Source organism: Enorma timonensis, assembly GCF_000321165.1.
Classification (GTDB): domain Bacteria; phylum Actinomycetota; class Coriobacteriia; order Coriobacteriales; family Coriobacteriaceae; genus Enorma.
Genome location: NZ_CAPF01000005.1, coordinates 30,935 through 42,892, shown reverse-complemented (window position 1 = coordinate 42,892; position 11,958 = coordinate 30,935). Strand labels below are relative to the sequence as shown.

General features: G+C 69.4%; 12 protein-coding genes. 9 read left to right on the top strand and 3 right to left on the bottom strand.

Annotated elements, in window-relative coordinates:
• The first annotated feature begins 138 nt into the window (after positions 1-138).
• The 9 genes from BN423_RS00440 (at position 139) to BN423_RS00400 (ending at position 9,468) form a co-directional block, all read left to right on the top strand.
• Positions 139-1,116, top strand: coding sequence for a 3'-5' exonuclease (locus tag BN423_RS00440; RefSeq protein ID WP_019238310.1), 978 nt, complete (start codon positions 139-141; stop codon positions 1,114-1,116).
• A gap of 142 nt (positions 1,117-1,258) precedes the next feature.
• On the top strand, positions 1,259-1,990 hold the full coding sequence (locus BN423_RS00435; RefSeq protein ID WP_019238309.1) for an acyl-[acyl-carrier-protein] thioesterase: 732 nt from the start codon (positions 1,259-1,261) through the stop codon (positions 1,988-1,990).
• Between the two features lie 59 nt (positions 1,991-2,049).
• The gene (locus tag BN423_RS00430) at positions 2,050-2,535 is read left to right on the top strand and encodes a SixA phosphatase family protein (RefSeq protein WP_232385448.1); all 486 of its coding nucleotides are present in this window, start codon (positions 2,050-2,052) and stop codon (positions 2,533-2,535) included.
• A gap of 408 nt (positions 2,536-2,943) precedes the next feature.
• Positions 2,944-3,273, top strand: coding sequence for an ArsR/SmtB family transcription factor (locus tag BN423_RS00425; protein WP_019238307.1), 330 nt, complete (start codon positions 2,944-2,946; stop codon positions 3,271-3,273).
• 39 nt (positions 3,274-3,312) lie between these two features.
• Positions 3,313-3,534, top strand: a complete 222-nt coding sequence (locus BN423_RS00420) for a cation transporter (RefSeq protein WP_019238306.1) — start codon at positions 3,313-3,315, stop codon at positions 3,532-3,534.
• Positions 3,535-3,630: 96 nt separating this feature from the next.
• Complete coding sequence (locus BN423_RS00415) at positions 3,631-5,538, top strand: heavy metal translocating P-type ATPase (protein WP_019238305.1); 1,908 nt, start codon at positions 3,631-3,633, stop codon at positions 5,536-5,538.
• Between the two features lie 95 nt (positions 5,539-5,633).
• Positions 5,634-6,659 carry an acyltransferase family protein gene (locus BN423_RS00410; protein ID WP_019247094.1) on the top strand — a complete coding sequence of 342 codons (1,026 nt, stop codon included), beginning with the start codon at positions 5,634-5,636 and terminating at the stop codon, positions 6,657-6,659.
• A 172-nt stretch (positions 6,660-6,831) separates the two neighbouring features.
• Complete coding sequence (locus BN423_RS00405; protein WP_019238303.1) at positions 6,832-7,467, top strand: DedA family protein; 636 nt, start codon at positions 6,832-6,834, stop codon at positions 7,465-7,467.
• 126 nt (positions 7,468-7,593) lie between these two features.
• Entirely contained in the window at positions 7,594-9,468 is a 1,875-nt protein-coding gene (locus BN423_RS00400; RefSeq protein ID WP_019238302.1) for an ABC-F family ATP-binding cassette domain-containing protein, read from the top strand.
• 97 nt (positions 9,469-9,565) lie between these two features.
• Here BN423_RS00400 and BN423_RS11635 read toward each other — a convergent pair whose 3' ends face one another.
• From BN423_RS11635 to BN423_RS00385, 3 genes are all read right to left on the bottom strand, one after another.
• Positions 9,566-9,724 carry a hypothetical protein gene (locus BN423_RS11635; RefSeq protein ID WP_019238301.1) on the bottom strand — a complete coding sequence of 53 codons (159 nt, stop codon included), beginning with the start codon at positions 9,722-9,724 and terminating at the stop codon, positions 9,566-9,568.
• A 72-nt stretch (positions 9,725-9,796) separates the two neighbouring features.
• Positions 9,797-11,212, bottom strand: a complete 1,416-nt coding sequence (locus tag BN423_RS00390; RefSeq protein ID WP_019238300.1) for a Sapep family Mn(2+)-dependent dipeptidase — start codon at positions 11,210-11,212, stop codon at positions 9,797-9,799.
• 43 nt (positions 11,213-11,255) lie between these two features.
• Positions 11,256-11,936 (bottom strand): HAD hydrolase-like protein, encoded by a 681-nt coding sequence (locus tag BN423_RS00385; RefSeq protein ID WP_019238299.1) that lies wholly within the window; start codon positions 11,934-11,936, stop codon positions 11,256-11,258.
• Positions 11,937-11,958: the final 22 nt, after the last annotated feature.

Below are 11,958 nucleotides of genomic sequence, written 5' to 3'. Positions count from 1 at the left end.
CCCCGTGGGCGCGGGCGCGCGGCGCTCCGGCTCCTCCAAGGGTTCATACCCCTCGCGGCGGCGCCGTTTCGCCTCCTCGGAATCTGCTATTGTACGCACGATAGTTTAGCTAAGCAAACTTTACTCGCACGGAAGGTGATGGCCGTGAACGTTGAGCAGGCCCTCGATTACACGATGCAGCCCTCGATGCCGCTCCTCTTCGGGGGCGACGCCGCGCTCCAGTCCGAGCGGCAGCGCAACGAGGAGGCGCTGCGGGCGCTGCTCGACGCGTTCTCCAGCGACGAGGATCCCGGCTTCCCCTTCGACATCGTGCGCGAGCTCGCCGACCGCAACCGCGCCCTGTGCGACCAGATCGGCGAGGAGAAGCTGCGTAACCTGAACTCCGTGGCGCTCGCGCGGAACCTCTCGGAGGCGGACCTTTGCCGGGGCATCGCGACCATGCAGCAGCGCCCCGCCTCCGAGGTGGAGCGCGAGGTCGCGGGCGACCGCGATGCGCTCGCCGTCGCCTACGTGAGCGCGCCGGTGCGCGGGGTGGTCATCGGCATCGATATTGAGACCACCGGCACCGCCCCGGAGCGCGGCTACATCATCAATATGGGCCTCGAGCTCATGGAGCTCGCCGCGGATTCTAAGCCGTTCGCGGGCGGTGAGCGCTTCTACGGCCTGCCCGAGGAGCCGTACCGCACCACAGGCGTCCCGCTCACGCGCATCCACGGCATCACCTGGGACGACCTCGAGGGCAAGACGCCCTTCCGCACCGATACGGAGGCCCAGGCCGGCCTGCTCGACCTCATGAAGCGCTACCCCATCATGGCGCATAACGCCGCGTTCGAGGATTCGTGGTTCCGCCTGCACCTCAACGGCTACGCCGAGGCGCGCCGCGCCGGCCAGATCGCGGTCATCGACTCGCGCGACATCTGCCGCAGGCTCGACGGCGAGGTCGCCGCGCTCCCGCGCGAGAGCGCGCCCGCGAGCCTGGAGAACTGGGCGCGGCGCCGCGGGACGCTCGCCCAGGACGAGAAGGAGCGGCACCTGGGCCTCGCCGACGCCGACCTCATGCTCCGCACCGTGCAGGCGGAGTTCGCGCGCAAGAACATGTTCTCGCCCCGGGCGTAGGCGCCGGACGGGGCGGACGAGGGCGTGGGTGCCGCCCGGGAGCGGCTCGCGACGAAACCCCACCGCGCCCACCGCCCGCCGCACCGTGCTATCCTCACATACGAAGCACCCCGACCCATCTCGAACCTTTGGAGGGCATCGCATGGCCATGGAAGCACCGGGCACGAGCGCGATCTTCGAATTCGACGCGCGCATCCGCTACAGCGAGGTGGACCATCGCGGCCAGCTCACCCTCCCCGCCCTCATCGACTACTTTCAGGATTGCAGCACCTTCCAGTCGGAGGAGCTCGGCATGGGCATGCTGTGGCTCAAGGAGCACCAGCGCGCCTGGGTGCTCACCCATTGGCAGATCGTCATCGAGCGCTACCCCCGCCTCGCGGAGCGCGTCACGGCGGGGACGTTCGCGAGCTCGTTCAAGAGCCTCTCGGCCACGCGCTTCTTCTTCCTGCGCGACGAGGCGGGCTCCCTCATCGCGAAGGCGCGCTCCACGTGGGCGCTCATCGACCTTGCAAGCGGCCGGCCCATCCGCCCGACCGCGGAGGACACCGCCTGCTACGGCACCCACGAACCGCTTCCCATGCCCGAGGAGACGCGGCGCGTGCGCGTGCCCGATGCCCTCGCGCCCGGCACTCCGCTCACGGTGCTCCGCCACCAGATCGACACGAACGAGCACGTCAACAACGGCCAATACGTGCAGATCGCCCTCGAGGTGCTGCCGAGCGACATCGTGCCCGCGTGCGTGCGCGTGGACTACCGGCGCTCGGCGGTGCTCGGCGACACCATCTATCCCCGGTACGCGCAGGAGGACGGGCGCACCGTCGTCGTCCTCGACGCCCCGGACGGCAAACCGTACGCCGTCGTCGAGTTCAGCTGAGCCCCAAGCTGGGTATCACAACGGTATGGAGCTGGTAACCCGAGGGATTGGAGTACCTCATGGATCGCATGCTCATCCTCGTCCGCCATGGTCGCGCCGAGCGGGCGCAGCCCGGCATGGCGGATGCCGACCGCTCCCTCACGCCCGACGGGCAGGCGGCGCTTGCCGCACCGGACGGGTTCGCCCGCTCGTTCTCGCTCCTCGGCGCCGAGGAGCGCGCCGCGGCCGTGATCTGGACGAGCCCCGCGCTCCGCGCCCGGCAGACGTCGGAGGCGGTGGTCGCGGCGATCGGCGAGCGCCCGGTCACGCCGCTCCCCTGCCTCTTCGAGCAAGACGAGGAGGCGTTTCTCGATGAGCTCCGCGCGAGCGACGCGCCGTGCGTCATCGCCGTGGGGCACATCCCGTTCATGGAGCGCGTCGCCGAGCGCCTCTGCGGGGCGGAGCTGAGCTTCTCCCCGGGCGCCGTAGCCTGCATCCGGCTCGATTTCTGCCCCGACCCGTTCGCGTCCGACCTGCTCTGGTTCGTCCAGGGGCCGAACACGTAGGCAGGGTCCACAGGATCGCCCGTAAATCCGAGTTGCTTCCGTCGCTGCCCCGGTTCCCTTGGGATCGGGGCGGTTTCGGTGTGCTCGCCCTCCCCCGCGCGCGTGCTCGAGCCTCGATACTGTGTGGGATTTCGAACCCGGCACGTAGCCAGCCTGAATGGCGCGGAAAACCGCAGGTGGGCATCGGCTGCATGCGCGGTCTACTCGGCGAGCGCCCAATCCCACTCAGTATCGAGGCTCGAACATGCTTCAGGGGCGCTGTTCTCGTGGTGGACGCGCCCCTGCACGGGAAAACGAGCGCGCCCGGCGCCAAAATCGATCCCCTTTTTCCTTGACATATGAATATGCGTTCATATAATCATAGATAACAACATCTGAACGTATGCACATATGTTGAAAGGAGCGAGCATGACCGACACCACCGCGACCGCGGTACCCGGCGACGAGCCCTGCATGCCCGACGAGGAGCTGCTGCTCGACCTCGCCGACCTCTTCAAGGTGTTCAGCGACACGACGCGCATCAAGATCCTGTACGCGCTCTTCGACACGCCGCGCTCCGTGGGCGACATCGCCGAGACCATCGGCGCCACGCAGAGCGCCGTGAGCCATCAGCTCCGCATCCTGAAGCAGGCGCGCCTCGTGCGCTTCGATCGCGACGGGCGCAGCCTCATCTACTCGCTCGCCGACGACCACGTCCACACCATGCTCGCCCAGGGCATGAGCCATATCTGCGAATAAGCCGCGCGGCACCGCACGCTGCGAAGAAAGGAACCCGCCATGCGCAAGTCATTCAAACTCGATGAGATCGATTGCGCCGTCTGCGCCCAGAAGCTCGAGGACGCCATCAGCAAGCTCCCCGGCGTGGAGAAGGCGCGCGTGAACTTCCTGACCCAGAAGCTCACCCTCACCACGGCCGACGACGCCGACTTCGACGAGGTGCTCGACCGCGTGGTGAAGCTCACCGCCGACCTCGAGCCCGACTGTGAGATCCTGCGCTAACCGCCTCGCCTCGTCGGAGCGCGGAGCAGCCTCCTGTCGAACACATGAACATATGCTCAAATAGGCAACGTTGAAAAACCCCTGGGGTGTTTTTACATGAACAAGAAACAGCGCGCGTGGCGCAACCGCATCCTCCTCGCAATTGGCCTCTTCGCCGTCATCCTGGTTGCCGAGAAGACGGGCGTGCTCGCGCGGGCGTTCGGGGCGTACAGCCCGTATGTCGCGTTCGCCCTCTACCTCGTGCCCTACCTCATCGCCGGCTACGACGTGCTCATCAAGGCATGGCGCAACATCCGCCGCGGGCAGGCGTTCGACGAGGCCTTCCTCATGACCGTCGCCACCATCGGCGCCTTCGCCACCATCCTCTTCCCCGAGACCGAGCCCCAAGCGGCCGAGGGTTGCGCCGTCATGCTCTTCTACCAGGTGGGCGAGCTCTTCCAGAGCTACGCCGTGGGCAAGAGCCGCAAATCCATCAGCGAGATGATGGACATCGCGCCCGACTATGCCAACATCGAGCGCGACGGCGAGCTCGAGGAGGTCGACCCGGACGAGGTCGCGGTGGGCAGCATCATCGTCGTCAAGCCCGGCGAGCGCGTGCCCATCGACGGCGTCGTGACCGAGGGCGCCTCGCAGCTCGACACCGCCGCCCTCACGGGCGAGAGCATCCCGCGCCACGTGGAGCCCGGGGCGGAGGTCATCTCCGGCTGCATCAACATGACGGGCGTGCTGCGCATCCGCACCACGAAGCCCTTCGGCGCGTCCACGGTGAGCCGCATCCTCGAGCTCGTGGAGAACGCGAGCGAGAAGAAGGCGCGCACCGAGAACTTCATCACGCGCTTCGCCCGCGTGTACACGCCGGTCGTCACGATCTCGGCCGTGCTCCTCGCCGTGATCCCGCCGCTCGCGGGCATGGGCGCCTGGTCCGACTGGCTGCTGCGCGGCCTCACCTTCCTCGTGGTGAGCTGCCCGTGCGCGCTCGTCATCTCCGTGCCGCTCAGCTTCTTCGGCGGCATCGGCGGGGCGTCCAAGCTCGGCGTCCTCGTCAAGGGCTCGAACTACCTGGAGCTTCTCTCCAAGGTCGACACCGTGGTCTTCGACAAGACGGGCACCCTCACCTCGGGCACGTTCAATGTCGTCGCCGTCCACCCCGAGGCGGGCATCGACCCCGACTACGTGCTCAGCAACGCCGCCTATGCCGAGGCGTTCAGCAACCACCCCATCGCCGTCTCCGTGCGCGCCGCCTACTCAGGCGACATCGACCAGGCGCGCATCGCCGACGTGCACGAGGAATCCGGCCACGGCGTCTCGGCGACCGTCGATGAGCGCGTGGTGCTCGTGGGCAACGACAAGCTCATGAGCGAGCACGGCAACTCGTGGCACGACTGCGACCTCACCGGAACGATCCTGCACGTCTCGGTCGACGGCGAATACGTCGGGCACATCGTCATCGCCGACGTGGTGAAAGACGACGCCGCCCAGACCATCCGCGACCTGCACGAGGCGGGCGTGAAGCGCTGCGTCATGCTCACCGGCGACCGGCGCGACGTTGCCGAGGCCGTGGGGACGCAGCTCGGCATCGACGAGGTGCGCGCGCAGCTCCTGCCCGCCGACAAGGTCGCGGCCGTCGAGCACCTGCTCAGCCTCGAGCGCGGCGACGGCAAGCTCGCCTTCGTGGGCGACGGCATCAACGACGCGCCCGTGCTCATGCGCGCGGACGTGGGCATCGCCATGGGCGCGATGGGATCGGACGCCGCCATCGAGGCCGCCGACGTGGTGCTCATGGACGACAAGCCCTCGAAGATCGCGAGCGCCATGCGCATCGCCCGCAAGACCATGCGCATCGTCTGGCAGAACATCGTGTTCGCCATCGGCGTGAAGGTCGTGATCCTCGTGCTCGCCGCCTTCGGCATCGCCAACATGTGGCTCGCCGTGTTCGGTGACGTGGGCGTGGCCATGATCGCGATCCTGAACGCCATGCGCGCGATGCAGGTCTCGAAGCGGTAGCCGCGCCGCGCCGCGTGATACCATGGGTCGGGCGCCCGCCGTCCCCGCGAGGGCGAGGCGCGCGACCCATGGCATCGGCAACGGGGGGAGGCGCCGTGGCGGAGGCACGCGGGCGCATCGCGCGCTTCGACAACGTGAAGGGGCTGCTCATCATCCTCGTGGTGGCGGGGCACTTCATGCATCCCATCCATAACGACAACCCGGTCCTGAGCTACCTGTTCGACCTCATCTACCTCTTCCACATGCCGCTCTTCGTGTTCATGTCGGGGCTCTTCGCCAAGGGCGCCTACAGGGACGGGCGGCTCAACGTGAACCGCATGGTCTCGTTCGCGCTGCTGGGACTCGCCTACCAGGTCGCCTACCTGGCGATCAGCGGGCTGCTCGTGCCGGCGCGCATCCTGCGCTTCACCTCCGCGCCGTGGTACCTCATCGGCATGGTGTGGTGGTACCTGGCCACGCCCGCACTCGCGCGCGTCCCCGCGCCGGCGGGTGTGGCGATAAGCCTGGCCGTCGCGCTTATCGGGGGCTGCATCGACCTGTCCGACGGCTTCCTCGCCATCAGCCGCTCCATCGCCTTCCTTCCCTCCTTCGCGCTGGGGTACTACTGCGCCACGAGCCGCGTCGAGCGCATCGCGCGAAGCCGCTGGCCCTGGGCGGCGGTCGCGGCGTTCGCGGGCCTCGCCGTCGCGCGCGCGGTGGACGCCCATGCCTTCGACTGGTTCTTCCCCATGGTGTACGGCGACAACCCCTACACCCACGGCGTGCTGCCGGGCATGATCGCGAAGCTCACCGCGATCGCATGCGCCGTCGTCTGCTCGCTCGCTGCTCTCAAGCTCGTTCCGGCGGCGCGCGGCGCGCTCACGCGCCTCGGCGAGCGCACCCTCCAGATCTACGTGCTCCACCGCCTCATCCGCGCCTGGCTCACGTTCCAGACGCCCTTCTACCACCTGCCCGTCCTCCTCGACCCCCTCGTGGGCACGGCGATCATCCTCGCCCTGTCCGGCGGCGTCACGGCGATCTGCGCTTGGCGCGGCTTCGAGCGGCCGTTCGCGCGCTTCATGGCTGTCCGCTGGCTCCCCGCGCCCAAGGCGTCCAAAGCACCCGAGGCGTCCGAGCGGTAACACCCCCGGATGCGCGTTTCCCCACGCGCGCAGGCGCCCCGACCGCGCAGCCACCCGCCCCGCCGCATACGTAGGTACCGTGGAAAACGCGCCACCGCGGCGCGCATGGGCTACACTTTCCCCCAGCGTAACGACGGCCCCGCCCCGGGGCCGCTTGCATGAGGGGACATCCATGGAAGAGCTCTTCTTCAACTTCATCGACCAGTTCGGCTACTTCGCCGTGGGCGCGCTCATCTTCATCGAGAACGTCTTCCCGCCCATCCCGAGCGAGCTCATCCTGCCGCTCGGCGGTTTCTTCACCACCTCGACGGACTTGACGCTCCCGGGCGTCATCATCGCCGCGACCATGGGCTCGGTGCTCGGCGCCTTCATTCTCTACGGCATCGGCTGGGTGCTCAACCGCGACCGCCTCATGCGCTTCTTCGAGACGCGCCCCATGCGCCTTCTGGGCTTCAAGGGCGACGACATCTCCAAGGCCATCGACTGGTTCGACCGCCGCGGCCAGATCTCGGTGTTCATCTGCCGCTTCGTGCCCATCGTCCGCAGCCTCATCTCCATCCCCGCCGGCGTGGCGCGCATGAACATGGTGCGCTTCGCCCTCTACACCCTGCTGGGCTCGGCGGTGTGGAACACCGTGCTGTGCTCGCTCGGCGCGGCGGCGGGCAGCGCCTGGGAGACGGTGACCGAACAGGCCGAGTGGGTGTCCGACATCGTGAAGTACGTCATCATCGGCATCGTCGTCATCGTCGCGGTCTGGTGGATCTGGAAGCGCATCATCCCGAACCTCAAGCAGGAGCGCGAGCGCTAGGGCGCGCGACCCCGCCCCGCCCCGAGGGATGGGCACAGCCGCATGCGGGCGCCGCGCGGGGCGCAGGCGCATGGTGCTAAGATGGGTTCCGAAACCGACCTATCATCCATATCTTGAAGGGACGTTATGGCGATCCTGCTCGGCTGCGACGACATCTCGCTCGAGTTCCCCACCAAGCGCGTGCTCGCGCACGTGACCCTCGGGGTGAACGAGGGCGACCGCATCGGCATCGTCGGTCGCAACGGCGATGGGAAATCCACGCTTCTGAACCTCTTGGCCGGCGCGCTCGAGCCGGATGAGGGCCGCGTGACGCACCGGCGCGGCCTGCGCATCGGCCTGCTCGGCCAGCGCGACGCGCTCGACGACGCCGAGACCGTGCGCCACGCCGTCGTGGGCGATGCCCCCGAATACGAGTGGGCCTCCTCGCCGCGCGTGCGCGACGTGCTCGCCGGCCTCATCCACGACGTGCCCTGGGACGGCGCCGTGGGCGCGCTCTCGGGCGGGCAGCGCCGCCGCGTCGACCTCGCCCGGCTGCTCATCGGCGACTACGACGTGCTCATGCTCGACGAGCCCACGAACCACCTCGACATGCGCACCATCAACTGGCTCGCGCACCACATGCAGAACCGCTGGCAGGCCGGCGCGGGCGCGCTGCTCATGGTCACGCACGACCGCTGGTTCCTCGACGAGGTCTGCACCTCCATGTGGGAGGTGCACGACGGCACGGTCGACCCCTTCGAGGGCGGCTACTCCGCCTACATCCTGCAGCGCGTCGAGCGCGACCGCCTGGCGCAGGTGACCGAGGAGCGGCGGCGCAACATGGCGCGCAAGGAGCTCGCCTGGCTCTCGCGCGGGGCGCAGGCGCGCAGCACGAAGCCGAAGTTCCGCGTCGAGGCCGCCCGCGAGCTCATCGCCGACGTGCCGCCCCTGCGCAACGAGCTCGAGCTCAAGCGCCTCGCGGTGGCGCGTCTGGGCAAGCAGGTCATCGACGTGCTCGACGTGACGGCGGGCTACGACGACACCGCGTCCGGCACCGATGGCACCGGCACCCCTGCTCCCGCCGTCCTCGAGGACGTGACCTGGCTCATCGGCGCGGGCGACCGCTTCGGCCTCCTCGGCGAGAACGGCGCGGGCAAGTCCACCCTGCTCGATGTGGTGCGCGGCAAGCTCGAGCCGCGCGCGGGGCGCGTGAAGATCGGCAAGACGGCGCGCTTCGGCATGCTCTCGCAGCAGCTCGACGAGCTCGCGCCCCACCTGAACGACACGATCCGCGAGGTGCTCGCCCACTACAAGCAGCGCTACGTCATCGACGGCAAGGAGACGAGCCCCGAGAAGCTCCTCGAGCGCCTCGGCTTCACCACCCAGCAGCTCTGGAGCCGCATCGCCGACCTGTCCGGCGGCCAGCGGCGGCGCCTCATGCTCCTGCTCACGATCCTCGACGAGCCCAACGTGCTCATCCTCGACGAGCCGGGCAACGACCTCGACACGGACATGCTCGCCATCGTGGAGGACCTGCTCGACGGCTGGCCGGGCACGCTCATCCTCGTGACGCACGACCGCTACCTCATGGAGCGCGTCACCGACCAGCAGTTCGCGCTCATCGACGGGCACCTGCGGCACGTGCCGGGCGGCGTGGACGAGTACCTGCGGCTCGTGGAGTCCGCCGCGCGGGACGCGGACGAGGGCGGCAAGCGGCATGCGGGCGCACCCGGCAACAGCGCTCAGGGTGCGGAGGGCACAGGGCCCGCGCAGGCTCCCGATGACGCGCCCAAGCTCTCCAACGCCGAGCGCCAGCGCCTGCGCAAGGAGGTCGCCTCCCTCGAGCGGCGCATCGCCACGCAGCGCTCGCGCATCGAGGGGCTCGAAGCCGAGATGGCCGATATCGCCCCGACCGATTACCTCGCGCTCGAGGCGCAGCAGGAGAAGATCTCGCAGGCGCGCGCCGACCTCGACGAGCTCGAGACCTCCTGGCTCGAGGCATCGGAGGCGCTCGAGGGGTAGCGCGCCCCGGACGCGGCACGACCTCCATACTTCACGCAACGGAACCCGCCGGCACCGCGACCGAGGTCGCATGTGCCGGCGGGCTCCTGCGTGCGCGCTACCGCTTCTTGCGCGGGCGGGGCTTCCGCTTGCGGGCGGTGGCCGCCGTATCCCCGCCGCGCGCCTGCTCCTGCCGCTCCGCCTGCCGCTTGCGCGCCAGGTACCATCCGAAGACCATCGCCGCCGCGATGATGGCGATGTACACGATCTGATCCATCTGCGATTCCCCTCGCGACGCGCGGTACGGCGCCCGAGCACATCGCCGCCGCCGCGCCGCGCCCCCAACGTCCTACAAGTCGAGTTCCATGAGCCGGACGAGCGCGAGGATGTAGATCTTGAGCGCCCGGCGCAGCTCAGCCTCGTTCGCACCCTCGTTCGCGCCGTGCATGGGGCCGACCCACTCCGGGAAGCCCGAGGTGTCGCCCTCCGGCCCGAACGAGACCGCGCAGGGGAAGTTCCGCGCGTACGTGCCGCCGCCCATCGAGAACGGCTCGGCCTCCTCGCCGGTGACCTCGCGGTACACGTCGAGGAGCGCCTGCACGGCCGGGTGGTCGGCGGAGACGGAGAACGGCGGCTTCACGGACGCCACCTCGAACGACGCGCCCCGCTCCGCGGCGAGGGCGCCCAGGCGCTGCTCGAGCTCCTCGGAGGTCGTGCTGTCGGGGTAGCGGATGTCGAGGGAGAGCGTGATGACGCCGTCGTGCATGACGATCTTGCCGGCATTGGAGGTGAGGGGGCCGAACGCCTCGCTCGCGGTGGCCACGCCGGCTGCCTCGCCGTAGGCATCGGCCGAGAGCACGGCAAGGAGCTCGACGAAATCGCGCTCTGCAGGGCTCAGCAGATCGGAGTTCGCGCGCAGGAAGGAGACAACGAGCTTGAGGGCGTTGACCGTCCCCTCGGGCGTCGAGGCGTGGCCGCCGACGCCGTGCGCCGTGATGCGGGCGCCGCCGGGACGGACGGCCTCGACGGTGAGCCGGTCGGCGAGCTCGGCGGGCACCGCGAGCACCTCAGCATCAACCGAGAGCTCCACGATGGACTCGCCCGGGATCGCGTTCGACACCTCCGCGGCGGTCCAGGAGCGGATCACCCCGTCCTCGATGGCAGCGCTCGAGAAGCGCGCGTTGAAGCAGCCCTTCTCGGCGTTGCACACGGGGAAGGAGGCGTCCGGCGTGAACAGGAAGGCGGGCGCGGCATGGCCGGCGAGGTAGTGGTGGACGTCGGTCATGCCCACCTCCTCGTCGCAGCCCAGCAGCGCGCGGAAGGTGTAGCGCGGGGTGATGCCCTCGTGCGGAAAGAACGCGCCCGCGTACAGCGAGAGAACCGCGGGGCCCTTGTCGTCGCTCACGCCGCGGCCGAGCAGCCAGCCCTCGCGGCGCTCGACCTGGAATGGGTCGGTCGCCCAGCCAGGGCCTGCCGGCACGACGTCGACGTGCGCGATCGTGGCGACCTGCGTCGCCTGCTCGCCGGGGATGTCGCCCCAGCCGAGGTAGCCCGCGTCCTCGCCGGTCTCGTACCCCAGGCGGCGCGCGATGGCGAGGCCGCAATCGAGGGCGTCCCGCACCTCCGGGCCGAAGGGCGCGCCCTCGGACCCCTTCGCGCTGTCCGCGACGGACGGATGGCTCACCAGCTCGGTGATGTCCGCCACCACGTTCTCCCAGACCTCGTCGATATAGGCGTCGACGCGCGCCGTCAGCTCTGCATCCATCGCAGTCCCTCCGGTTTCCCTGAACGAACGTTCCTTCCCTATCTTACGCCGTAAGCGCACAGCCGAGCAGCGCGGCGAGCCCGGCGGCGTCCGTGCACAGGGCATCCGCGCCCGCGCGCTCGAGTTCAGCGCGGGCATCCTCGTCGCGGTAGACGCCGATGCACGGCAGCCCCACCGCATGCGCCCCCTCGACATCGAAACGCCGGTCGCCCACGAGCACGGCATCGCCGGGGGCGGCGCCGAGGCGCTCCAGGCACGCCCGCACGCACGCCTCCTTGGTGTGGCGCACGCCGTCGATGCGCCCCACGATGGCGTCGAAGGGCGGCAGGGGCAGCGACGAGATCATCTGCTCCGCTGAATCCTGCAAACGCGAGGTCGCGACGCCCACGGTGCGCCCCGCGGCGGAGAGCGCCTCCACGAGCTCCGCCATCCCCGGGAAAACCGGGTAGTCCTCCGGCCGCGTCATCTGCGCGAAGGCCGCGCGGTAGGTCTCGACGAGTCCTTCGGCCTCCTCCCGCGTCAGGTGCGCGACCTCCATGAAGCCGTCGACGATCGGCGGCCCGATGAGCAGCTGCAAATCGCCCACCGCATCGAGGCTGAAGCCATGCGTCCGGAGCGTGTACTCGGCCGCCCGCTTCACCGCGGGGCCGGTATCGGCGAGCGTCCCATCGAAATCGAACAGCACGACCGGACGGTCGAAGCGCCCCTCACTTCCCTGCGCCATGCGCGCACATCCCTTCCCACAG

Bases quoted from the DNA above. Each gene is read 5' to 3' on its own strand.
- BN423_RS00420 (WP_019238306.1), top strand. From the start codon at position 3,313: ATGCGCAAGTCATTCAAACTCGATGAGATCGATTGCGCCGTCTGCGCC.
- BN423_RS00405 (WP_019238303.1), top strand. From the start codon at position 6,832: ATGGAAGAGCTCTTCTTCAACTTCATCGACCAGTTCGGCTACTTCGCC.
- BN423_RS00440 (WP_019238310.1), top strand. From the start codon at position 139: ATGGCCGTGAACGTTGAGCAGGCCCTCGATTACACGATGCAGCCCTCG.
- BN423_RS00415 (WP_019238305.1), top strand. From the start codon at position 3,631: ATGAACAAGAAACAGCGCGCGTGGCGCAACCGCATCCTCCTCGCAATT.
- BN423_RS11635 (WP_019238301.1), bottom strand. From the start codon at position 9,724: ATGGATCAGATCGTGTACATCGCCATCATCGCGGCGGCGATGGTCTTC.
- BN423_RS00385 (WP_019238299.1), bottom strand. From the start codon at position 11,936: ATGGCGCAGGGAAGTGAGGGGCGCTTCGACCGTCCGGTCGTGCTGTTC.
- BN423_RS00430 (WP_232385448.1), top strand. From the start codon at position 2,050: ATGGATCGCATGCTCATCCTCGTCCGCCATGGTCGCGCCGAGCGGGCG.
- BN423_RS00400 (WP_019238302.1), top strand. From the start codon at position 7,594: ATGGCGATCCTGCTCGGCTGCGACGACATCTCGCTCGAGTTCCCCACC.
- BN423_RS00425 (WP_019238307.1), top strand. From the start codon at position 2,944: ATGACCGACACCACCGCGACCGCGGTACCCGGCGACGAGCCCTGCATG.
- BN423_RS00390 (WP_019238300.1), bottom strand. From the start codon at position 11,212: ATGGATGCAGAGCTGACGGCGCGCGTCGACGCCTATATCGACGAGGTC.
- BN423_RS00435 (WP_019238309.1), top strand. From the start codon at position 1,259: ATGGCCATGGAAGCACCGGGCACGAGCGCGATCTTCGAATTCGACGCG.